Source organism: Nocardia transvalensis NBRC 15921 (genome assembly GCF_000308875.1).
Taxonomy (GTDB): domain Bacteria; phylum Actinomycetota; class Actinomycetes; order Mycobacteriales; family Mycobacteriaceae; genus Nocardia; species Nocardia transvalensis.
In genome coordinates this window covers 70,896-92,952 of sequence record NZ_BAGL01000063.1, presented here as the reverse complement: position 1 = coordinate 92,952, position 22,057 = coordinate 70,896, and the positions used below count along the sequence as shown (strand labels likewise).

General features: G+C 69.5%; 18 protein-coding genes. 10 read left to right on the top strand and 8 right to left on the bottom strand.

From position 1 onward, the window contains the following. Positions 1–15: 15 nt before the first annotated feature. A complete protein-coding gene (leuD, locus tag ON41_RS22335) occupies positions 16–624 on the top strand; it encodes a 3-isopropylmalate dehydratase small subunit (RefSeq protein ID WP_040749667.1) in 609 nt (202 codons plus the stop codon). 156 nt (positions 625–780) lie between these two features. Next, the gene (locus ON41_RS22330) at positions 781–1,443 is read left to right on the top strand and encodes an HU family DNA-binding protein (RefSeq protein ID WP_040749666.1); all 663 of its coding nucleotides are present in this window, start codon (positions 781–783) and stop codon (positions 1,441–1,443) included. A gap of 307 nt (positions 1,444–1,750) precedes the next feature. Here ON41_RS22330 and ON41_RS22325 read toward each other — a convergent pair whose 3' ends face one another. The 3 genes from ON41_RS22325 to cofC all read right to left on the bottom strand — a co-directional run bounded on the left by ON41_RS22325 (position 1,751) and on the right by cofC (position 5,772). Then, the gene (locus tag ON41_RS22325; protein WP_051162244.1) at positions 1,751–2,743 is read right to left on the bottom strand and encodes an NUDIX hydrolase; all 993 of its coding nucleotides are present in this window, start codon (positions 2,741–2,743) and stop codon (positions 1,751–1,753) included. Between the two features lie 14 nt (positions 2,744–2,757). Next, positions 2,758–4,941, bottom strand: a complete 2,184-nt coding sequence (locus tag ON41_RS22320; RefSeq protein ID WP_040749665.1) for an RNA degradosome polyphosphate kinase — start codon at positions 4,939–4,941, stop codon at positions 2,758–2,760. Positions 4,942–5,007: 66 nt separating this feature from the next. Then, complete coding sequence (gene cofC / locus ON41_RS22315) at positions 5,008–5,772, bottom strand: 2-phospho-L-lactate guanylyltransferase (RefSeq protein WP_040749664.1); 765 nt, start codon at positions 5,770–5,772, stop codon at positions 5,008–5,010. 282 nt (positions 5,773–6,054) lie between these two features. Here cofC and ON41_RS22310 point away from each other — a divergent pair, with 282 nt between their 5' ends. Beyond that, the gene (locus ON41_RS22310; protein ID WP_040749663.1) at positions 6,055–7,050 is read left to right on the top strand and encodes an NAD(P)H-dependent glycerol-3-phosphate dehydrogenase; all 996 of its coding nucleotides are present in this window, start codon (positions 6,055–6,057) and stop codon (positions 7,048–7,050) included. A gap of 34 nt (positions 7,051–7,084) precedes the next feature. After that, positions 7,085–8,182, top strand: coding sequence for a D-alanine--D-alanine ligase family protein (locus tag ON41_RS22305; protein ID WP_040749662.1), 1,098 nt, complete (start codon positions 7,085–7,087; stop codon positions 8,180–8,182). A gap of 113 nt (positions 8,183–8,295) precedes the next feature. On the opposite strand, the gene ON41_RS22300 is transcribed toward ON41_RS22305, so the two are convergent. After that, positions 8,296–8,943, bottom strand: a complete 648-nt coding sequence (locus tag ON41_RS22300; protein ID WP_040749661.1) for a DUF3515 domain-containing protein — start codon at positions 8,941–8,943, stop codon at positions 8,296–8,298. A gap of 93 nt (positions 8,944–9,036) precedes the next feature. Here ON41_RS22300 and ON41_RS22295 point away from each other — a divergent pair, with 93 nt between their 5' ends. Genes ON41_RS22295 through ON41_RS22285 form a run of 3 tightly spaced genes read left to right on the top strand, consistent with a single transcriptional unit; the run spans position 9,037 to position 11,080 of the window. After that, complete coding sequence (locus ON41_RS22295) at positions 9,037–10,065, top strand: thiamine-phosphate kinase (protein WP_373281357.1); 1,029 nt, start codon at positions 9,037–9,039, stop codon at positions 10,063–10,065. A gap of 39 nt (positions 10,066–10,104) precedes the next feature. Next, positions 10,105–10,782, top strand: a complete 678-nt coding sequence (locus ON41_RS22290; RefSeq protein ID WP_040749660.1) for a uracil-DNA glycosylase — start codon at positions 10,105–10,107, stop codon at positions 10,780–10,782. A 37-nt stretch (positions 10,783–10,819) separates the two neighbouring features. Continuing rightward, on the top strand, positions 10,820–11,080 hold the full coding sequence (locus ON41_RS22285; RefSeq protein WP_040749659.1) for a hypothetical protein: 261 nt from the start codon (positions 10,820–10,822) through the stop codon (positions 11,078–11,080). Positions 11,081–11,084: 4 nt separating this feature from the next. Here ON41_RS22285 and ON41_RS22280 read toward each other — a convergent pair whose 3' ends face one another. Then, the gene (locus ON41_RS22280) at positions 11,085–11,597 is read right to left on the bottom strand and encodes a GNAT family N-acetyltransferase (protein ID WP_051162165.1); all 513 of its coding nucleotides are present in this window, start codon (positions 11,595–11,597) and stop codon (positions 11,085–11,087) included. A 75-nt stretch (positions 11,598–11,672) separates the two neighbouring features. Beyond that, a complete protein-coding gene (gene rpmB / locus ON41_RS40475; protein WP_011210730.1) occupies positions 11,673–11,864 on the bottom strand; it encodes a 50S ribosomal protein L28 in 192 nt (63 codons plus the stop codon). 349 nt (positions 11,865–12,213) lie between these two features. On the opposite strand from rpmB, the gene ON41_RS22275 reads away from it, so the two are divergent. The 3 genes from ON41_RS22275 (at position 12,214) to ON41_RS22265 (ending at position 17,766) form a co-directional block, all read left to right on the top strand. Continuing rightward, a complete protein-coding gene (locus ON41_RS22275) occupies positions 12,214–14,181 on the top strand; it encodes a DAK2 domain-containing protein (protein WP_246461055.1) in 1,968 nt (655 codons plus the stop codon). Then, positions 14,182–16,449, top strand: a complete 2,268-nt coding sequence (gene recG / locus ON41_RS22270; RefSeq protein WP_040749657.1) for an ATP-dependent DNA helicase RecG — start codon at positions 14,182–14,184, stop codon at positions 16,447–16,449. 393 nt (positions 16,450–16,842) lie between these two features. After that, on the top strand, positions 16,843–17,766 hold the full coding sequence (locus ON41_RS22265; RefSeq protein WP_246829582.1) for an EamA family transporter: 924 nt from the start codon (positions 16,843–16,845) through the stop codon (positions 17,764–17,766). Positions 17,767–17,795: 29 nt separating this feature from the next. Here ON41_RS22265 and ON41_RS22260 read toward each other — a convergent pair whose 3' ends face one another. Together ON41_RS22260 and metE are read right to left on the bottom strand one after the other, a co-directional pair. After that, complete coding sequence (locus tag ON41_RS22260; RefSeq protein ID WP_040749656.1) at positions 17,796–19,217, bottom strand: short-chain fatty acyl-CoA regulator family protein; 1,422 nt, start codon at positions 19,215–19,217, stop codon at positions 17,796–17,798. Positions 19,218–19,683: 466 nt separating this feature from the next. Next, positions 19,684–22,035 (bottom strand): 5-methyltetrahydropteroyltriglutamate--homocysteine S-methyltransferase, encoded by a 2,352-nt coding sequence (metE, locus tag ON41_RS22255; protein ID WP_040749655.1) that lies wholly within the window; start codon positions 22,033–22,035, stop codon positions 19,684–19,686. Positions 22,036–22,057: the final 22 nt, after the last annotated feature.

Here is a 22,057-nt window from a genome sequence, read left to right as displayed (position 1 = left end):
CTTTGGAGGAGAACCATGGAACCGTTCAAGGTGCACAAGGGGATCGGTGTGCCGCTGCGCCGGTCCAACGTCGACACCGATCAGATCATCCCGGCGGTCTATCTGAAGCGGGTGACCCGTACGGGATTCGAGGACGGGCTGTTCTCGGCCTGGCGCTCGGATCCGGCGTTCATTCTGAACACCGAGCCCTACAACCGGGGCTCTGTCCTGGTGGCCGGTCCGGATTTCGGCACGGGTTCCTCCCGTGAGCATGCGGTCTGGGCGCTGATGGACTACGGCTTCCGGGTCGTGATCTCGTCGCGCTTCGCGGACATCTTCCGGGGCAACTCCGGGAAGGGCGGCCTGGTGGCGGCCCAGATGTCACAACATGATGTCGAATTGCTCTGGAAGTTGCTCGAGGAACGGCCCGGTCTGGAATTGATCGTGGACCTCGAGGCCCGGTCCGTGACCGCTGGAACCACCGTGTTGCCCTTCGAAATTGACGACTACACCAGGTGGCGTCTGCTGGAGGGACTGGACGACATCGGCCTGACACTCCGGCGGGAAGACGCCATCAGCGCCTTCGAAAAGGCAAGGCCAACATGGAAACCCACCACCATTCCGGACGCTATTTCGCAGGTGTAAACAGTCCTGGGTGTTAGCTGGGAGCTACCAATCACGGTTGCTGCGCGTGTGCCACGCCACATGAAATTTGGCGTGGCACATAGACTCTTGCCCATTGAGGGTTTACCGTGGTACCTAGTCGGTCCGACGACGGGCCATTAGTCTGCGGAGGATTCAATGAACAAGGCGGAACTGATCGACGTTCTGACCGAAAAGTTGGGTACTGACAGGCGCACGGCCACTGCGGCAGTCGAGCAGATTGTCGACACGATCGTGCGTGCTGTGAACAAGGGTCAGAGTGTCACCATCACCGGATTCGGTGTGTTCGAACAGCGCAAGCGTGCGGCGCGGGTGGCGCGTAACCCCCGCACCGGCGAAACCGTCAAGGTGAAGCCCACTTCGGTGCCGGCATTCCGGCCCGGTGCGCAGTTCAAGGCGATCATCGCGGGTAAGCAGAAGATCGCGGCGGCCGGTCCGGCCGTGAAACGCGGTGTCGCAGCGCCGGTGTCGGGTGCGGCCAAGAAGACGGCCAAGAAGGCCGCCGCGAAGAAGACCACGGCCAAGAAGACAGCCGCCAAGAAGACGGTCGCGAAGAAGACGACCGCCAAGAAGGCCGCTCCGGCGAAGAAGGCTCCGGCCGCGAAGAAGGCCACCGTCAAGAAGACGACGGCCAAGAAGGCGCCCGCCGCCAAGAAGACCGCCGCCAAGTCGACGGTGAAGAAGACAGCGGCCAAGAAGGCCCCGGCCAAGGCCGCCGCCAAGAAGACCGCGGCCAAGAAGGCCCCGGCCAAGAAGACGGCCGCCAAGCGCACCGCTGCCAAGCGGACCACGCGTCGCTGACGGAACAACGCGAAAGCGGCCCCGGCCAACGCCGGGGCCGCTTCGTGCGTATAGGGCCGGGCATTGGGTGAAGCCGGGCCGCTTCGTGTGTGGGGGCGGGCATTGGGTGATGCCGGGCCGCTTCGTGCGTGGGGCCGGGCATCGATGTGCGATGCCGGGGTGATCGAGGGTGATGCCGGACCGTCTGTGCGCGGCTGGGGTATTCAGGATGACGATGAGCCGCTCGCGCGCGGTTCGGCACTCGGGGGTGAGGGCCGGTCTTCATCCGTTGAGGGTGAGATCGGCGCTTCCGTTGTGCGCGAAGGGGCTAGCGGCTTCGGGCGGTGGAATCCGTTCCGGTGTGCTTCGATTCGTGCTTGCTGTTGTGGGCGCGCAGGGCGCGGTCGTGGTGGTCGGCGGCGAGGAGCTTGCCGCCGGACAGCGACAGGACCCACATGGTGCCCTTGCGGTTGCGCGCGGGCGGCAGTGTGACACCGTCGATTTCGGCCCAGTCGCGCAGCAGCGGCGGAATCACCTTGCCCTGACTGCAGATCACCCGCACGGCGTCGGTGTCGGCCAGCTCACGCATGCGAGCCAGGGCCGCGTCCGGGGCTGCGGCATAACCGCTTTCGGACAGCAGCGGCTCTCGCACGATGTCGGCGCCGATCGCCTCGGCCAGGGGCTCCACGGTCTGCACACAGCGCACCGGCGGCGCGGAGAAGATCTCGGTGGCCCCGAACGCCAGCAGATTCGGCGTCAGCGCCCGGGCCTGTTCCCGGCCCGCCTTCTCGAGCGGGCGATCGTCGTCGTCGCCCTTGAAACGGTCCCGGCGGCCCGCCTTGGCGTGGCGCACCAGCAGCAGGGTGACGGTATCCGGCGGCAGCCGCAGGAAATTGCGGACCATGCTGCGGTCCATCGGATACGACAGCTGATCCATGACGGTGTCGACGGGATGCCACACCAGCTCGTCGACCTCCGAATTGGAGACGAACTCACCGTCGGCGGCCGAGGCCGCCCAGTAATCCACCCGCTTGAGTTTCCGGTGCCCGGTGATCGGATAGGTCACATGTCCGAGATAGCGGCCGAGGCGGCCGTGCAGGCCGGTTTCCTCGGCCACCTCCCGGACGGCAGCGACCATCGGCGTCTCACCGGGATCCAGTTTTCCCTTGGGCAGCGACCAGTCGTTGTATTTCGGCCGGTGCACCAGCGCCACCTCGACCGTGTCGCCCTGCGGCGCCCAGCGCCACAGCACGGCGCCGGCGGCGAGAATGTTGGCTTTCACCCGAGGGTCGGAGAATCCGGGGTCCTCGACATCCCGCATCGTCGCCGACCGGCTCACTGCTGATCCGGGCGGCGTAGCCGCATGAGGTACTCCTGATGGTCTCTGACCTGGTCGCCGTCGAGGACATCCGGATCGGGCAGGGCCTGCCAGCCGCCGTCCGCCTCGAGCACCCAGCAGCGCGTGGCGGGATGCAGGGCCGAGTCGAACACCTCTTCCAGACGTTCGCACAGCCGGCGGTCCTTCACCTGTGCCATCACCTCCACCCGCCGGTCGAGGTTGCGGTGCATCATGTCGGCGCTGCCGATCCAGAACTCGTCCTGGGCCCGGAAGTGCAGCACCCGCGAATGTTCGAGGAATCGCCCGAGAATCGAACGCACCTCGATATTCTCGCTCATGCCGGGAACGCCGGGTCGCAGCCCGCAGATGCCGCGCACCACGATCTGCACCGGCACCCCGGCCTGCGACGCCCGGTAGAGCGCGTCGATGATCTGCTCGTCGACGATCGCGTTGGCCTTCAACCGGATCCGGGCCGGCAGCCCCTGCTGGGCGAGTTCGGTCTCGCGCCGGATCCGCTCGATGATGCCCGAGCGGACGCTGGACGGGGCCACCAGCAGGTTGCGGTAGTTGGCCTTCCGCGAGTACCCGGTCAGGGAGTTGAACAGGTCCGTGAGGTCGGCGCCGATTTCCGGTGCGGCGGTGAGCAATCCGACATCCTCGTAGAGCCGCGCCGTCTTCGGGTTGTAGTTGCCGGTGCCGATGTGGCAGTAGCGGCGGATCGTGGCGCCCTCGCGGCGCACCACCAGGCAGGTCTTGCAGTGGGTCTTGAGGCCGATGAGGCCGTAGACCACGTGCACGCCGGCCTGTTCCAACTGCCGCGCCCATTTGATGTTGGCCTGCTCGTCGAAGCGGGCCTTGATCTCCACCAGCGCCACCACCTGCTTACCGGCCTCGGCGGCATCGATCAGCGCGTTGACGATGGGGGAGTCGCCGGAGGTGCGGTACAGCGTCTGCTTGATCGCCAGCACCTGCGGGTCGGCGGCGGCCTGTTCGATGAACCGCTGCACGCTGGTGGAGAACGAATCGTACGGGTGGTGGACCAGCACGTCGCCCTCGCGCAGCGCGGCGAAGACGTTGCGGGGCGTCTCCCGCTCGCCGAAGGCCGAGGGGGTGGCCGGAACGTAGGGCGCGTCCTTCAGCTGCGGCCGGTCCACCCCGTAGACCTGCCACAGGCACGACAGGTCGAGCAGGCCCGGCACCTGGATCACGTCGCCGGGGTCGACGTCGAGTTCGCGCAGCAGCAGATCGAGCATGTGCTCGGTCATATCGTCGGAGACTTCCAGGCGGACCGGCGATCCGAAGCGCCGCCGCGCCAGCTCGCGCTCGAGCGCCTGCAGCAAATCCTCGTCGCGGTCCTCGTCGACCTCGAAGTCGGCGTTGCGGGTGATGCGGAACGAATGTTGTTCCACCACGTCCATTCCCGGGAACAGCTGATCCAGGTGCGCGGCGATCAGGTCCTCCATCGGGAGGAATGCCGCGAGCCGCGCGACAGCGCCCTCGGCGGTGGTGCGGCGGACCCGGACGAACCGGTCGACGTTGTCCGGCACCTTCACGCGCGCGAAATGCTCGCCGCCGGTATCGGAATCCCGCACCGTGACAGCGAGATTGAGGCTCAGGCCGCTGATGTAGGGGAACGGGTGCGCCGGATCCACCGCGAGCGGGGTCAGCACCGGGAAGACCTGGTCCTGAAAGTAACCCGAAAGCCGCCGGCGCTCTTCGTCGTCCAGATCCGACCAGCCGATGATGGCGATGCCCTGATCCACCAGCGCCGGCTGCACCACGTCGAGGAAGACCTGTGCGTGCCGCACCGCCAGCTCCTGGGTGCGCTTGGCGATCAGCTCGAGTTGTTCGGAGGGGGTCAGCCCGTCGGCGGAGCGCACGGACAGTCCGGCCTCGGCGCGGCGCTTGAGGCCCGCGACCCGGACCATATAGAACTCGTCGAGGTTCGACGCGAAGATAGCGAGGAATTTGGCACGTTCGAGCAACGGCTCCGAGGTGTCCTCGGCCAGGGCCAGTACCCGGGCGTTGAAGTCCAGCCAGCTCAGTTCACGATTGAGATAGCGATCGGCCGGCAACTGCGGTGTCGCCGTGACGGTGGGCGGCGGCGTGGCCGCCGGCGGTGCTGCCGGGAGTCTCGGCTGCTGCTGGGCGGTCTCCGTTTCACTCACACTCACGATCATCCCTTACCCTCGGGCGATGTCACGCATGGCACCGCCGTTCCTCTCTCTACACCGCCACTCCGGCGATCATCCAGCACACATGTGATTCGCCGCGTACTTCCGTATGAGATCCCGGTGAACAGGTGTGGGCCAGCCGATGGTCCGCAATATCTCGGCGGTCGCGGGACCCACCCCGAGCGCTACCGCCCGGTCGAGGTCCGCCTCCGTATCGACGTCCAGTCGCAGACCCGGCCAGTCTCCGGCCAGATCCTTTGCACCCGAATCGATGTGGCGGCGCGCCGACTCCCCGCCGAACAGTGGTTCCAGCGGGGACGCGGCGTCGCGGACCAGGAGTGCCGCGGTGCCCCGCCCGGCGTGATCCGCGACGATCGCGCGCCCGGCGGGAGCGGTGGCCAGCATGTCGGACAGTTCCTCCGGGCGCAGTGCGGGCAGGTCCGCTTGCAGCGCAAGCAGATCCACCCCGCCGTGGAGTTCACGTACCGCCGCCGCTCCGGCGATGAGCGCCGCGTTGAGCCCGCTGTCGGGAGCGGTACCCGGACGGGTCGAGTCTATTCGCCCATTCCGGGCATCCGCGGCCCGGGGCGCGTCGCCGGTCGCGGGGTCGGGATGCACGGTCGCGCCGAGCCCGCGCACGGTGGCCGCGACCTCGGGATCGGGCGTCACGACGGTCACCGAACTCAGCCCCGCGGCCACCGCGGCCGTGACCGTATCCGACAGCATGGCCAGCACCAGGCGCGACCGGTCGCCGGGTGGCAACCGATCGGCGAGTCGGCTCTTGGCCCGATCGAGGTGCTTCACCGCGATCACGGCATGCACGGGATCCTGACGCATGTCCTCATCGTCCCATGGTTGCGACAGTGGCGAGCGTCATGCCGAGTCCGCTGGCAAACACCCGGCCCCGGGCCGATCGATGCCTGGCGAAGCGTCGTCGTCCCCTGCCGCTCGGCGCGCGAGGCGCTGGCGGAATCGGCCCCGACCCCGAACGTTTTTCGGCGCGGCTCGCGTTCAGCGGCCGTTTGCGAAGCGACGCAGGAGCCGGCAAACGGCCGCTGAACGCGAGCCATCAAGGCGCCGAAAAACCCGCCGAAGCGAAGCGAAGGCCATAATCACAGCATGACTAGGGCGGCAGTGATGGGTGCGGGGTCGTGGGGTACGGCGCTCGCGAAGGTGTTCAACGACGCGGGCACCGAGGTGACGATGTGGGCGCGGCGGCCCGAGGTGGCCAAGACCCTGGCCACCGAGCATCGCAATCCCGCCTATCTGCCCGATGTGGACCTGTCGGGCATCTCGGCCACCGACGACTTCCGGGTGGCGCTCGACGGCGCCGATACGGTCGTGCTGGCGGTGCCGTCGCAGTCGCTGCGCACCAATCTCGCGGCGTGGAAGGACACCATCGATCCCGACGCGACGCTGCTGAGCGTGGCCAAGGGTATCGAGACCGGCACGCTGCTGCGGATGAGCGAGGTGATCGCGGAGGTCACCGGCGCCTCGACCAGCCGCATCGCCGTCCTGTCCGGCCCGAACCTGGCGGGCGAGATCGCCGCCGAGCAGCCCGCCGCCACGGTCGTGGCCTGCACCGACGCCGCGCGGGCCGAGGCCGTGCAGCACGCCTGCGCCACCGGATATTTCCGCCCGTACACGAATACCGACGTGGTGGGCTGCGAGATCGGCGGCGCCAGCAAGAACGTCATCGCCCTCGCCTGCGGTATCGCCGCGGGCATGGGGCTGGGCAACAATTCGATCGCCAGCCTGATCACCCGCGGGCTCGCCGAGATCATCCGGCTGGGCGTGGCGCTGGGGGCCAATCCGGTCACCCTCGCCGGGCTCGCCGGGGTCGGCGACCTGGTCGCCACCTGCACCTCGCCGCTGTCGCGCAACCGGTCGTTCGGGCATGTGCTGGGCGAGGGCGGATCCATGCAGGCCGCGCAGGAGGCGACGCACGGTCAGGTCGCCGAGGGCGTCAAGTCCTGTAGCTCGATCCGGGCGCTGGCCGAGCGGCACAGCGTGGAGGTTCCGCTGACGACGGCGGTGCATCGGGTCTGCCACGAGGGCCTGTCGGTGGCCGAGGCGGTCGGTCAGCTGCTCGGACGGCGGATGAAGCCGGAATGATTCGCCGCCACGTCGGCCGGGTACGGTTCGCTCTATGAGTCGGATCAGGGTCGCGGTGGTGTTCGGCGGGCGCAGTAACGAACACGCGGTGTCGTGTGTATCGGCCGGTTTCGTGCTCCGCAGCCTGGATCCCGAACGGTTCGAGGCGGTTCCGATCGGAATCACCCGCGACGGCACCTGGGTGCTGGGCGGTTCGGACAGCCGCGAACTCGCCATCGCCGACCGGTCGCTGCCCGCGGTCGACTCCGACGGGACCGAACTGGTCCTGACGGCGGATCCGACCAAGGAGGGCGCGCTGCTGGCGGTCGGTGACACCGGCGCGGCGCTCGGCGCGGTCGAGGTCGTGTTCCCGGTGCTGCACGGCGCGTTCGGTGAGGACGGCACGATTCAGGGCCTGCTGGAGCTGGCGGGCCTGCCCTACGTGGGGCCGGGCGTACTGGCCAGCGCCACCGGCATGGACAAGGAGTTCATGAAGAAACTCCTGGCGGCCGAGGGACTTCCGGTCGGCGACTACGTGGTGCTCCGGCCGGGCGCGGCGACCGTGAGCGAGGCCGACCGGGCCCGGCTGGGCCTGCCGGTCTTCGTGAAGCCGTCGCGGGGCGGGTCGTCCATCGGGATCACCAAGGTGGACGACTGGGCCGATCTCGACGCCGCCCTCGCCGCCGCGCGGGCGCACGATCCGAAGGTGATCGTCGAGGCCGCCATCGACGGTCGCGAAGTCGAGTGCGGCGTACTGGAATTCCCCGACGATCGCGTGGAAGCCAGTGTGGTGGCGGAGATCCGGATGCCCGACGCCGACCCCGGCGACCTGCCCGACTTCTACGACTTCGACACCAAATACCTCGACGACGTGTGCGAGTTCGACATCCCCGCCAAGCTCGACGACGATGTGGCCCAACAGATCCGGGACCTGGCGGTGCGATCCTTCCGCGCCCTGGACTGCCAGGGCCTGGCCCGCGTCGACTTCTTCGTCACCCCCGAGGGCCCGGTCGTCAACGAGATCAACACCATGCCCGGCATGACCTCCATCTCCATGTACCCGCGCATGTGGGAGGCCACGGGGATCGATCACCGGTCGCTGATCAGCACGCTGGTGCAGACGGCGATTGCTCGGGGGACGGGTCTGCGGTAGGTCCAGAGATTCCGGCCAAAAGCGTGCCGGAAAAAGATCTGCTAGCGGTGCCGTAATCACGGCCGTCACCAGTCCTTGTTTCCGGCACGCTTTTGGCCGGAAACAAGGAACGCTCAGTGGGGAATAGGCCCCGGGTCGAGGGGTTGTGCGGGAAGCACCTTCGTAATCGTGTCGGAGATGTCCTGGAGGGGGGTGGGTCCCGCGCTGTTGGGCATGGTGACGGCGATGTAGGTGCCGCGGTCGACGGCGAACCAGGTGCCGGAGGTGGCGCCCGAGGCTTGGTCGCGCACCTCGAACCAGTTGACGCTGTTGACCACCTGTAGTGCCGACGCCTTGTCGAATTCCAGTGGGCGGTCGAGGCCGCAGCGGAGCACGATCGGCTCGCCGCCGTCGGGCAGTTGCCACGCGGTGGTGGCGGGCGGCGCGGGCTGCACCAACTCGGCCTTGGTGTAGTCGCCGAGCGTCTCGGGCAGGGCGGGCATCAGCGCCGCGCATCCCTGCCCGGTGGCCCCCGGCGCGGGAATCGACCCCAGCGCCAACGGCTCCCGCGCCGGGTTCTGGCGCGCCAGCACGGCGATCACCAGCACCAGCACGATCAGCGCGACCGGCAGCGCGACGGCCGTCGCGATGAGGGCGGGGGAGAAACGGGGAGCGTCCGAATCCGAGCCCTCGGTGGCGGGCGCATCCGGGGTCGCGTCGGTCGTTCGGTCCGAGGGGTCAGGCGGGGGTGCGCCTTCGGACCGTTCGGTGTCGCTGCTCATCCGGGGGTTCTTCTCCGCTCGTCCTGGTGCCGGGGATTCCGGACCCGAGCGTAGCGAATGCGGGTGGCGGCCGGTCGTGCGGATACGCGCCCGGTGTCGCCAGTACTGTCGATTCCGCCGACGGCGGATCGGACCTCGGAAGGGAGCAGCGCCATCACCGACAGCACACCGCGCACGGTACGCGAACTGGGGGAGTTCGCCCTGATCGCGCGTATGAACGGCGGCCGCAGCCAGAGCACCGGCGTGCTGCTCGGTCCCGGCGACGACGCCGCGATCGTGGCGGCGCCGGCGGGACGATACGTCGTGAGCACCGACATGCTGGTGCAGGACCGCCACTTCCGCCTCGACTGGTCCGCGCCCGGCGATATCGGCCGCAAGGCGATCGCGCAGAACGCCGCCGACGTGGTCGCGATGGGCGCCGCCCCGAGCGCGTTCGTCGTCTCGCTGGGCTGCCCCGCCGACACCCCGGTGGCGTTCATCGACGACTTCGTCGACGGCATGTGGATCGAGGCGCATCGGGCCGGCGCGTCCGTCGCGGGCGGTGATGTGGTGCGCAGCCCGCTGCTGGTGATCTCGGTGACCGCCTTCGGGGATCCGCCGGACCGCCCGGTGCTGCGCTCGGGCGCCCGGCCCGGCGATACCGTCGCGGTGGCGGGCCGGCTGGGCTGGTCGGCGGCCGGCCTGGCACTGCTCGCCGCCGGCGCCGACCTCGGAAAGTTCCCCGAAGTCGTTGCCGCGCACAGAGTTCCGCAGCCGCCCTACGACACCGTGCTGGGCATGCCCGCCGACGCCGCGATCACCGCCATGGCCGATGTCTCGGACGGCCTGCTCGCCGATCTGGGTCATATCGCCCGATCGTCCGGTATCGCCGTGGATGTCGATCCCGCGCTGCTCGGCGATCCGGCACTGGAACCCGTCGCGGAACTGCTCGGCGCCGACTCGCTCGGCTGGATTCTCACCGGCGGCGAGGACCATGCGTTCGTCGCGACTTTCGGTGCCGGGCAACCACTTCCCGACGGATGGACGCCGGTCGGAAGGGTCGAGGCGGGGTCGGGGGTGACCGTCGGCGGCGAGCCGTGGACCGGACCGGTCGGCTGGGAATCCTTCGCCGAGGGTGGGTGACCTGTCGCCGTGAAACCGGCCACGCTATGTTGTCCCGACATGGGCGCAAAACCACTGTCGGAGATCATCGATTCGGGCTGGGCCGAAGCGCTGGAGCCGGTCGCGGACCGGATAGCCGCGATGGGCGAATTCCTGCGCACCGAGAACGCCGAGGGCCGGGGCTACTTCCCGAAGGGCGAGAACGTGCTACGCGCGTTCCAACGGCCCTTCGACAAGGTGCGCGTGCTGATCGTGGGTCAGGACCCGTATCCGACGCCCGGTCACGCGATGGGGCTGAGTTTCTCGGTCGCGCCGGACGTTTCGCCGGTGCCGCGCAGCCTGGCCAACATCTTCTCCGAGTACTCCAAGGACCTCGGATATCCCACGCCGTCCTGCGGTGATCTGTCGCCGTGGTCGGATCAGGGGGTGCTCATGCTGAACAGGGTGCTCACCGTGCAGCCGGGGCAGCCCGCCTCGCATCGCGGCAAGGGCTGGGAGGCCGTGACCGAACAGGCCATTCGCGCGCTGGTCGCTCGCGATCAGCCGCTGGTCGCGATCCTGTGGGGCCGCGACGCCTCGACGCTGAAGCCGATGCTCGGGTCCGTCCCGTACCTCGAATCCGCCCATCCCTCACCGCTGTCCGCTTCGCGCGGATTCTTCGGATCGAGGCCCTTCTCCCGAACGAACGAATTGCTCGGTACATTGGGTGCCGCTCCGGTCGACTGGCGCTTGCCCTGACCGGGCGGAAACGTTCGAGCTAACCAGGAGAAGTTGCATGCAGATCAAGTCCGTGCGTGGCGCTGTCGTCACCGTCGCCGCGGGAGCGGCCATTCTCGGCGCGCCCGTGGCCGCTCAGGCCGCTCCGCTTCCGCTGGAGCCGGCGCAGGAGACGGCCACCGAGCAGGCCACGCCGGTGCTGGCCCTCTACGACCCGCAGACGGGCTCGGCCTCGCTGTCGTCGAATGTGAACGCCTTCGGACTGTGCGCGTTGCAGAGCATCAGTTCCGAGGTGCAGTGCATCGGCGGCGGTAACTGACACATCAGGATGGCCGGTCCGGATCGGACCGGCGAATCATGCGCACTTCCAGCGCGGGCGTGAAGGCTTCGACTCGGCGGGTGCCGTCGAGTTCGAAGCCGTATTTCCGATAGAAGGCCTGGGCGCGCGGATTGTCCTGGAAGACCCACAGGGACGTGCCCGTCCCGGGTTGGAGAACCGCGCGCATCAGATCGTGCGCCACGCCGCTGCCGTACCACGCGGCGCGGACGTAGAGAGCATTCAGTTCCCGGTCGGCGGCGGGCGGCTCGTCCCGGGACGGCCCGCCGCTCGCGAAGCCGACGACGGTCTCGCCGGCGAGCGCGACGACGGTGGATCCGGGATAGCGGACGCGGACGCGCTCCCATTGCTCGGCGCGGCGGTCGACGTCGAACGCGTCGAGGACGTGTCGCGGCACCAGCTCCCGATAGGCCTCCCGCCAGCAGGCGATATGACATTCGGCGAGACCGCGCGTGTGTTCGGCCGCCAGCGGTTCGATCCGCCAGGCCCGCTCGCTCATGAATCCCCCAACGACGACGGCGCCCCGGTCACCCTCGCGGGTGCGCCGGGGCGCCGGTCGGCAGTTTCGCGCGGCTCAGCCGCGGACCACCTTGCCCGCCTTCAGGCAAGAGGTGCACACGTTCATCCGACGGGTGTTGCCCGGCGCGACCTGAGCGCGGACGGTCTGGATGTTCGGGTTCCAGCGACGGTTAGTGCGCCGGTGCGAGTGCGAAACCGACTTACCGAAGCCGGGGCCCTTGGCGCAGACGTCGCAGACGGCAGCCATAGTCGCGAGCTCCTTCATGTCATGTGGGGACCGCTGTCTTCACGGGACAGCCTGTCCGGAAACGTGTCGTCAATGCCCGCCCGCGGGAACCGCCAGCGAACGCGACCGAACAACGGCCGCGTGAGGCAACCCTGCAAGATTAGCGGGGGTCGCTGATCGATGTCCAATCGCCCCCCGCCAGGTCCCCGCGCAGGGGAAACGGGTGTGACCTTCGACACCGCGACGAGTGCGGGGAGGGCGCCCGCCGACTGCCCGGAGGACATGTCGGCCGAGCCTATTAGGCTGGCGGGAGACGTGTGTGGATCGGCGGCGGCGAAAGGACGACGACGTGCCCGGGGCCCGGGATGAGCTGAACGGCGCTGCGCTCGCGCACTGGGGACGCCTCTGCCGGAACGCCCTCACACACCACCGCGACGAGATCAACGCCCTGAACGTCTTCCCGGTAGCCGACGCCGACACCGGCACCAACCTCCTAGCTACGATGCGCGCCGCTGTCAGGGCCGCCGACGAGATCGCGCCGGACCCACGGCTCTCGTCGCCTGATGCGCAGCCGTCCACACGCGCAGCTGGCGGGCGGCCGTCCGCACCCGATGCGCTGCAAGCCTCAGAATCCGCCGCCTCTTCTGATTCGCGGCACTCCTTGGACTCCGCCGCCTCGTCTGATTTCCCTGCCTCTTCTGGGTCCCCCGCACTTTTCGTTTCCCCCGCGACGGCGGGGGACGTGGCTGGGGCGATGGCGCGGGCGGCGACGGCGGGGGCGCGGGGGAATTCGGGGATCATTCTGTCGCAGGTGCTGCGGGGGATCGCCGAAGCCGTTGCGAGGGGGCCGCTTACGGCAGCATCCCTGCGGATCGCGCTGCGGCGGGCGGCGGTGCTGGTCCGGGACGCCCTGAGCGAGCCGGTCGAGGGCACGATGCTGACCGTGCTGGATGCGGCCGCCGACCGCGCGGGCGACTGCGCCGACGATTCCCTGGAGGCGGTGGCAGTCGCCGCCGCCGACGGTGCGGCGAAAGCGCTGGGCGACACCCCTTCCCAACTGCGCGTGCTCCGCGCCGCGGGCGTGGTGGACGCCGGCGCCCGCGGCCTCCTGGTCCTGCTCGACGCCCTCGTGGCAGCCACGACCGGCCAGGCCCCCACCCGCCCCGAGTACACCCGAGCCCGTGCTGACGCGGGTCGGCAGCCCCCGCACACCTCGAGCGAAGGGATGCGGGAGCCCCGGAACATGCCGGGCGCTGCCACCGTGGCGGTGGTGGGTGGCATCGCGGAGGCGGTTGTCGCCGGGGCGGGGCCCGCGGGCGGAGTCGGCACTCGTGCGTCGGGTGGGTCCGGCGAGGATCGGCCGGAACCCGCGGTAGGCGCTCCGGATGTGGGGGCGGCGATCGTGGCGACAACAGGAGCGAGCCGGGAGGTCTCGGTAGCCCGGCCGCAGTACGAGGTCATGTACCTGCTGGCGGACACCGACGAGCGGCGGATCGCGGCGTTGCGGGAATCCCTTGCGCGGCTGGGAGATTCGGTGGTCGTGGTGGGCGATGGTGCAGAGACGTGGTCGGCACACGTGCACTGTGCCGACGCGGGCGCGGCCGTGGAGGCGGGCCTGGCCGCGGGCACGCTCCGGGATATCCGGGTCGAGGGCCTGGTGAACTCGCCGCACGCGCAGCCCGGCCCGGCCGACCGCGGAATCCTGGCGGTGACGGCGGGCGCGGGCGCGGCGCGGCTGTTCGAAGATGCCGGGGCAGTGGTGCTGGACGGCGAGGTGACCGCCGACGCGCTGCTGTCCGCCATCCGGAACATGCCGCACAGCGAGGTCGTGGTGCTGCCGAACGGCGCGCTGCCCGCCCACGAACTGGTCGCGGTCAGCGTCGCCGCCCGGGACGGCCGGCGCGACGTACTGATGCTCCCGAGCGGATCGATGGTGCAGGGACTCGCGGCCCTGGCCCTGCACGACGGGGGCCGCACGGCCGCCGACGACGTCTTCGCCATGTCGGAGGCCGCGGCCGCCACCCGCTGGGGCGCGCTGCGGGTCGCCCCGGAGCGCGCGCTGACCATCGTCGGCACCTGCGCCCGCGGCGACGGCCTGGGCCTGGTCGGCAACGACGTCGTCGTGATCGACCCGGACACCGGTGCGGCCGCCCGCACCCTGCTGGACCGCATGCTCGGCCTGGGCGGCGAACTGGTCACGCTCCTGATGGGCGCGCACGCCCCGGCCGGGCTGAGCGAGGAGCTGACCGACCACATCACCGCGACCTTCCCGGGCGTCGAGGTCATCACCTACGACGGCGGCCAGGCGGCCGACCTCGTGCAGATCGGGGTGGAATAGATGACGACACTGCGTGACCGGCTCGACCACGTCCTGGGCGTGAAGGCCGCCGAATCGCTGGCCGACGCCTTCGACATGCAGACGGTCGAGGACCTGCTGCGCCACTACCCGCTGCGCTACGCGACGCAGGGACAGCCGCTGACCGAGGAGGCGCCCGAGGAGGGCGCGCACATCACGGTGATCGGGCGGGTGACGAAGACCGAGAAGCGCCCGATGCGCCAGCGCCGCGGCAACCTGCTCAAGGTCGAACTCGACACCGGCGCCAACCGCCCGGTGGAGATCACCTTCTTCAACGGCGACAAGGTGAATTACCTTGTCAAACAGGGTGTCCGGGCGATGATGTCGGGCACCGTGCACTACTGGCGACCGGATCGGTGGAACCTCTCGCATCCCTCGTACCTGATCATGCCCGAGGTCGGCGAGTCGGTGGAGAACCTCACCTCGGTGCGCGGTTCCGGCAGCCTGCGCGGGCTGGCGGAGACCGCGAAAGGCGCCGAGGGCGTGGATGTCTCGTTCTTCGAACGCGAGTACATCCCGGTATATCCCGCCACCGCGAAAGTGCAGAGCTGGGATGTCCTGGCCTGCGTGCGGCAGGTGCTCGACCAGCTGGATCCGATCGACGACCCACTGCCGCAGGACATTCGCGACGACCGTGACCTGATGGCCGTGACCGACGCGCTGCGGCTGATCCACCTGCCCGAGCACAAGCTCGATATCGAACAGGCCAGGGAGCGTTTGCGTTTCGACGAGGCACTGGCACTGCAACTGGTCCTCGCCGAACGCCGTCACGACGCCGAGGCGCGCGCCGCCCGATCGTGCCCGCCGCGCCCCGACGGGATCGCCGCGGCCTTCGAGGAACGGTTGCCCTTCGAACTGACAGCGGGCCAGAAGAAGGTCATCGCCGAGATCTCCGACGACCTGACCCGCGACCACCCGATGCACCGCCTGCTGCAGGGCGAGGTCGGCTCCGGCAAGACGATCGTCGCGCTGCACGCGATGCTCCAGGTGGTCGACGCGGGCCTGCAGTGCGCCCTGCTCGCGCCGACGGAAGTCCTTGCCGCCCAGCACTATCGGTCGCTGCGCGCGATGCTCGGTGACCTCGGCGCCGGCGGGGAGCTGGGCGCGGCCGAGAGCGCCACCAAGGTGGTGCTGGTGACGGGCTCCATGCCGGCGGCCACCAAGAAGGCGGCCCTGCTGGACGCGGTGACCGGTGAGGCCGGCATCGTGATCGGCACCCACGCGCTGATCCAGGACGCGGTCGAGTTCTACGACCTGGGCATGGTGATCGTCGACGAGCAGCACCGCTTCGGCGTCGAACAGCGGGACGCGTTGCGCGCCAAGGCCAAGAAGGGCATCACCCCGCATCTGCTGGTGATGACCGCGACCCCGATTCCGCGCACCATCGCCATGACCACGCTCGGCGATCTGGAGACGTCCACGCTCACGGAGCTGCCGCGCGGCCGTTCCCCCATCACCACGAAAGTCGTTCCCGCCAAGATGCATCCGACCTGGGTGGACCGGGCCTGGGAGCGCATCCGCGAGGAGGTCGGCGCGGGCCGGCAGGCGTATGTGGTGTGCTCGCGTATCGGCGGCGACGAGGAGGAGAGCGGCGGGAAGGGCCGCAAGGGCAAATCCGCCGAGGAGAAGGAGGCCCCGACCACGCACGCCGCGGTCGACATGTTCGACACGCTGCGGGCCGGGGAACTCGCGGGTCTGCGGGTCGGCCTGCTGCACGGCCGGTTGCCGAACGACGAGAAGGACCGCGTGATGCGGTCGTTCAACGACGGCGAGATCGACGTGCTCGTGTGCACCACCGTCGTCGAGGTCGGGGTGGACGTGCCCAATGCGACGGTCATGGTGATCGTCGACGCCGACCGGTTCGGCGTCAGCCAGCTGCATCAGCTGCGCGGTCGTGTCGGCCGCGGCAAGCATCCGGGCCTGTGCCTGCTCATCACCGAAACCTCGCCGATGGGCGGCGCCATGGTCCGGCTGGAGGCGGTGGCGGGCACCCTGGACGGGTTCGAGCTGTCGGTGCTGGATCTGCGCCAGCGCCGCGAGGGCGATGTGCTCGGTTCCGCGCAGTCCGGCACCGCGCGCAGCCTGCGCCTGTTGTCGCTGCTGGACGACCTCGAGGTCATCACGGCCGCGCAGCAGCTCGCGCGCGAGGTGGTCGAGGCGGATCCGGGGCTGAAGAAGCATCCGGGCCTGGCCACGATGATGCACGCCGCCGTCGATTCCGAGCGCCTGGAGTACCTGGCCAAATCGTGATTGCTGGATCGATACGACCAGGTAGTCGGACGTCGTTCCCGCTGGAGAGCGAGTACTCAGCAATTTGGGAGAGCCGTCCGAGTATCGGTTACAGCAGCTGGAACCAACTAATAGTCGGATCGTTATCGCAAACCCTTCCCGCAGATAGCAAATGTCAGGTTATTGTTAGCGGGCAGCGCGTTAACCCGGCGACACCCACCAACTGAGTCCAACAACCGGCCAAGCGCGCCCAGGACCCCATCTGCCCCCGAGGGGCGAGGCACCGCTGCGCGCTGCACCCACACTTCCCCTCCGTCCACGACCCGCGCCATTTCTTCCCGCGTGGGTCGTTCCTTATTCCCCCCCGTTCGTACCGGCTGGAAACGTGTCGGTGCGGGATGGGATGCTGCGACGGTGGTAGCGATCGATGTCGGGTGGGCGCGCAAGGTCTCCGTCCCGCAGCTGATGTCCCGCTTGTCGGTGCGGCGGGGGATCGGGGGAGTGCCGCCGACCATGCTGGTCCTCGCGGGGATCGTCAGCGTGCAGGTCGGCGCCGCCCTCGCCAACAGGCTGTTCGCGGCCACCGGTCCGGCGGGCGCGGTCAGCCTACGGCTGTTCTTCGCGGGCGTGGTGCTGCTGGTGTTCTGGCGGTCGTCGCTGCGGATCGACCGTCGCGCCCTGCCGGTCGTGATCGCCTACGGCACGGTGCTCGCGGCGATGAACCTGTTCTTCTACGAGGCGATCGATCGCATCCCCCTGGGCATGGCGGTCACCATCGAATTCCTGGGTCCCCTGGCGGTGGCGCTGGCCGGGTCGCGTCGCTGGGTCGACCCGGTCTGGGCGGTGCTGGCGGGCGGCGGCGCGCTGCTGCTCACCCACGCCGACGGCCCGGTCGCGTGGACGGGCATCGTGTTCGCGCTCGCCGCCGCGGCTTGCTGGGCGGCCTACATCCTGCTGAGCGCGAAACTCGGCGAGAAGACCAGCGGCGGTGGCGGTCTGGCGCTCGCCATGGCTTTCGGCGGCGTGCTCATGGCGCCGGTCGGCATCGCGGGGGCGGGGACCAACCTGCTCGAACCGTCCGTGCTCGCTGCGGGGTTCGGCGTCGCGATGCTGTCGTCGGTGCTGCCGTACTCGGTGGAACTCGAGGCGCTGCGGCGCATCCCGCCCCGCGTCTTCGGCGTGCTTATGAGCCTCGAACCCGCGGTCGCCGCCTTCGCGGGCCTGATCGTCCTGGGTCAGCTGCTGAATTTTCAGCAGTGGGGCGGTATCGCCTGTGTCGTGGCCGCCTCGGTAGGCGCGACCAGAACGGCGAAGTCCCCTCCGACTCCCGAGGCCTGACCATCCCGCACCCTCCGTCCGGCCGCCGTTCAGGTCATCGCGCGGGGATAGGGCAGGTCGATGGAGGTGGTTTCGGTGATGGCCAGGGGGCGGCCTATCTGGGGGAAGGCTCGTTGGGGGCAGGAGGCGCGTTCGCAGACCTTGCAGCCGGCGCCGATCGGGACGGCGGCGGAGGGGTCGTCCAGTTGCAGGCCCTTCGAATAGACCATGCGATCGGCGTATTCGATATCGCAGCCCAGGCCGATGGCGAATTCCTTTCCCGCCGTGCCGAATCCGCGCGGGGCGGAATGCGCGGTGCGGGCGATCCACAGGTAGCGACGGCCGTCGGGCATCGAGGCGACCTGCGTGAGGATGCGGCCGGGGTGCGCGAACGCCTCGTGCGCCACCCACAGGGGGCAGCTGCCGCCGACGCGGGAGAAGTGGAAGGCGGTGGCGGACTGGCGTTTCGAGATGTTCCCGGCGCGGTCGGTGCGCACGAAGAAGAACGGCACACCGCGCTGGCCCTGCCGCTGCAGTGTGCTCAGCCGATGGCAGACCGTCTCGAAACCCACCTCGAAGCGCAGGCCCAGCAGGTCGATGTCGTAGTGCAACTCCTCCGCCGACCGCAGGAACTTCCCGTACGGCAGCACGAGCGCCCCGGCGAAATAGTTGGCCAGCCCGACCCGGGCCAGCGCCCGGGATTCCCCGGTGAGCGAGGGCGTATCGCTGAGCACCTCGTCCAGCAGCGGCCCGTACAGCAGGAAGGCCAGGGTGGTCGCGATCTGGAACGCGCGCTGGCCGGGCCGCAGCCGCCGGGCCAGGGTGAGCGTGCGGGTCTCCGGATCGAAATGGCGTTTCGGAATGGCCGGGTCGGCGCCGTCTCCGCGCACCAGCACCGTCACCCCCGCCCGCTCCTCGGCGACCCGGGCCAGCTGCCGGTCCAGCGATCCGATGGTCAGGCCGCACTCGTCGAACAGCCGCTCGGCGGCGAGATCCAGCTGGGCGATGTGGTTGTGGTGGTCGTAGAAGAAGTCGCGGACGTCCTCGTAGGGCATCGGCACGCCGGGGGCCCCGGTCGGCGTGGCGACCTTGGACGATAGGAGGTCCAGCTGGTCGGTGGCCGCGCGGAGCCGGCGATGCATGGCCACGATGGTCTTCGCGACCTCGGGTAGGCGGGTGGCCAGGTCCTCGACCTCGGCCGCGGGCGGTGCGGTGCCGCCGGCCGCCTCCACCAGCACCTCGTGCAGGTCCGAGACCAGCCGCGCGTCCGAGTCGGCGGCGAAGAACTGGACGTCCAGGTCGAACGTCGAATTCAGTTTGAGCAGCACCGGAATCGTCAGGGGCCGCTGATCGCGCTCGAGTTGGTTGAGATAACTGGGGGACAGCTCCAGGGATTTGGCCAGCGCGGCCTGAGTCATCCGCCGTTCCTCGCGCAACCGCCGTAGTCGGGCACCCGCATACATCTTGCGCACGCCGCCGATGCTACCTACTGGCTTCGCAAACCTTGCAATAATGGCGGCGGTCCGGTGCCGAAATCGACCGCTGCATGGCATTTCGCCCAAAGCTACCGATGCGTAGCATGCGAAGTATGGGGGCGTATCGGGGCTGCTCGGGGCATGTGGTGGTTGTCGGGGGAGGTAACCAGGCGGTAGCGCAGGGGTTACGGGGATTCCGGCCAAAAGCGTGCCGGAAAAAGGGGGAGCGTGCCGGAGGGGGAGCGTGCCGGAGGGGGGAGCGTGGCGGAGGGGGGAGCGTGGCGGAGAGGGAGCGTGCCGGAGGGGGGAGCGTGCCGGAGGGGAGGAGCGTGCCGGAAACAACTGGGGTGGGGACATCGGCCTCGAGGAGGGCAGGGGCTCGATCTCATTTTCCCGGCACGCTTTTGGCCGGGAACCGCAGGGCGGCCGCACAACGAGGGGAGTCGTGCGGCCGCCCGGTACCTCAGCGCACCGCGCGGGCGGCGGTGACCATGTTGTGCAGGGACGCCTCGACCTCCGCCGGGCCGCGGGTCTTCAGGCCGCAGTCCGGGTTGACCCAGAGGCGCTCGGCCGGAACGGCTTTCAGTGCCGACCGGAGCGAGGCGGTGATCTCCTCGACGCTCGGCACCCGCGGGGAGTGGATGTCGTAGACGCCCGGGCCGACGCCGAGGTGGAAGCCGGCGGCGTTGAGGTCGTCGAGCACCTCCATATGCGAGCGGGCCGCCTCGATCGAGGTGACATCGGCGTCCAGGTCCGCGATCGCCCCGATGACCTCACCGAACTCCGAATAGCAGAGGTGGGTGTGGATCTGGGTGGCGTCCGAGACGCCGCTGGTCGCGAGCCGGAACGCGGTCACCGCCCAGTCCAGGTACGCCTGCTTGGCATTCGCGCGCAGCGGCAGCAGTTCCCGCAGCGCCGGCTCGTCGACCTGCACGATCCGGATCCCGGCATCCTGCAGGTCCACCGTCTCGTCCCGGATGGCGAGGGCGACCTGCCGGGCGGTGTCCGCCAGCGGCTGGTCGTCGCGCACGAACGACCACGCCAGGATCGTCACCGGACCGGTCAGCATGCCCTTGACCGGCTTATCGGTCAGCGACTGCGCGTAGCCGATCCACTCGACGGTCATCGGCGCGCGCCGCACCACATCGCCGTACAGGATCGGCGGACGCACGCAGCGGGTGCCGTAGGACTGCACCCAGCCGTTGGCGGTGGCGAAGAAGCCGTCCAGTTGCTCGGCGAAGTACTGCACCATGTCGTTGCGTTCGGGCTCGCCGTGCACGAGCACATCCAGGCCCAGCTTCTCTTGCAGCGCAACGACATCCGCGATCTCCGACCGCATCCGCTCGTCGTACTGCGCCGCGGTGATCTCGCCCTTGCGCAGTGCGGCGCGGGCCTGCCGGATGGCCGATGTCTGCGGGTAGGAGCCGATCGTGGTGGTCGGCAGCAGCGGCAGCCGCAGCCGTTCCCGTTGCAGCGCACGGCGTTCCTCGGCGGGGGAGCGGCGGGCGGCGTCGTCGCCGAGCGCGGCCAGCCGGGCCCGCACGGCCTCGTCGCGCAGGCGGGGGTCCGCGGACCGGCTCGCGAGTGCCGCACGGGCCGTGGACAATTCACCCGCGATGGCATCGGTGCCCTCGTGCAGGGCAGTGGCCAGCAGGCGCACCTCGGCGATCTTCTCCTCGCCGAACGCCAGCCAGGACCGCAGCGCCGGATCCAGCTCCGTCTCGCCCTCGAGCGAATACGGCACGTGCAGCAGCGAACTGGAGGTCGAGACCGCCAGCGCGCCGGCGCTGCCCAGCAGTGTGCCCAGCGACGCCAGCGCCCGGTCCAGATCCGTCCGCCAGATATTCCGCCCGTCGACCACCCCAGCCACCACCAGCTTGTCCGCCAGCGCCGGAACCGCCGCCACATCCGCAACGGTGGTACCGGAGCCCTGTGCGTCCCCTGGATTGCCTGAGTGCTGTGCGTCCCCTGGATTGCCCGAGTGCCGTGCGTCCCCCGAGTTGCCCGAGACGAAGTCGAGGGCGATCCCCTCCACCCCCATGTCCGCCAGGGCGGGCAGTGCCGCTCCTGGACGGCCGAAATAGGTCGCGACCAGGATCGCGGGGCGCTGGGACAAGCCCGCCAGGTCGGCGTAGGTGCGCCGCATGAGCGCCAGTTCGGCGTCGGTGAGGTCGGTGACCAGCGCCGGCTCATCGATCTGCACCCAGTCCGCGCCCGCGGCGGCCAGCAGGCCCAGCAGGTCGCGGTAGAGCGGGAGCAGATCCGTCAGCCGGTCCAGCGGCGCGATGCCGTCGAGGCCCTTCGACAGTTTCAGGAAGGTCAGCGGGCCGATGACCACCGGACGGGCCGGAACGCCCAGGTCGCGGGCCTCCCGCAGCTCGTCCAGGAGTTTGTCCGCGTGCAGGGTGAACGCGGTGTCCGGGCCGATCTCCGGGACCAGGTAGTGGTAGTTGGTGTCGAACCACTTGGTCATCTCCAGCGGCTCGACGGTGTCCGTGCCGCGGGCGGCCGCGAAATAGCGGTCCAGCGGATCGGCGATCCCGGTCACCCGCGGCGGCAGCGCGCCCACCATGACCGCGGTGTCGAGCATCTGGTCGTAATAGGAGAAGGTGCCGACCGGAACGGAGTCCAGTCCGGCGGCGACCAGGTCGGTGAGCTGGCGGGTGCGCAGCTCACGCCCGGTGGCGTGCAGGGCGGCCGCATCGATCCGGCCGGCCCAGTAGCTCTCGGTCGCGCGTTTCAGCTCGCGCCGCGGCCCGATCCGCGGTATGCCGAGAACCGTTGCGGTGAAAGGGTTGTGAACAGTCACGGTCACTCTCCAGTACTGGAAGCCACAG

What these genes read in the sequence shown, in the direction of transcription:
- ON41_RS22325 (WP_051162244.1), bottom strand. Translation starts at nt 2,743, where the DNA reads ATGCGGGATGTCGAGGACCCCGGATTCTCCGACCCTCGGGTGAAAGCC.
- leuD (WP_040749667.1), top strand. Translation starts at nt 16, where the DNA reads ATGGAACCGTTCAAGGTGCACAAGGGGATCGGTGTGCCGCTGCGCCGG.
- ON41_RS22290 (WP_040749660.1), top strand. Translation starts at nt 10,105, where the DNA reads ATGGGCGCAAAACCACTGTCGGAGATCATCGATTCGGGCTGGGCCGAA.
- ON41_RS22305 (WP_040749662.1), top strand. Translation starts at nt 7,085, where the DNA reads ATGAGTCGGATCAGGGTCGCGGTGGTGTTCGGCGGGCGCAGTAACGAA.
- ON41_RS22280 (WP_051162165.1), bottom strand. Translation starts at nt 11,597, where the DNA reads ATGAGCGAGCGGGCCTGGCGGATCGAACCGCTGGCGGCCGAACACACG.
- ON41_RS22285 (WP_040749659.1), top strand. Translation starts at nt 10,820, where the DNA reads ATGCAGATCAAGTCCGTGCGTGGCGCTGTCGTCACCGTCGCCGCGGGA.
- ON41_RS22330 (WP_040749666.1), top strand. Translation starts at nt 781, where the DNA reads ATGAACAAGGCGGAACTGATCGACGTTCTGACCGAAAAGTTGGGTACT.
- ON41_RS22300 (WP_040749661.1), bottom strand. Translation starts at nt 8,943, where the DNA reads ATGAGCAGCGACACCGAACGGTCCGAAGGCGCACCCCCGCCTGACCCC.
- ON41_RS22310 (WP_040749663.1), top strand. Translation starts at nt 6,055, where the DNA reads ATGACTAGGGCGGCAGTGATGGGTGCGGGGTCGTGGGGTACGGCGCTC.
- cofC (WP_040749664.1), bottom strand. Translation starts at nt 5,772, where the DNA reads ATGCGTCAGGATCCCGTGCATGCCGTGATCGCGGTGAAGCACCTCGAT.
- rpmB (WP_011210730.1), bottom strand. Translation starts at nt 11,864, where the DNA reads ATGGCTGCCGTCTGCGACGTCTGCGCCAAGGGCCCCGGCTTCGGTAAG.
- ON41_RS22320 (WP_040749665.1), bottom strand. Translation starts at nt 4,941, where the DNA reads ATGATCGTGAGTGTGAGTGAAACGGAGACCGCCCAGCAGCAGCCGAGA.
- recG (WP_040749657.1), top strand. Translation starts at nt 14,182, where the DNA reads ATGACGACACTGCGTGACCGGCTCGACCACGTCCTGGGCGTGAAGGCC.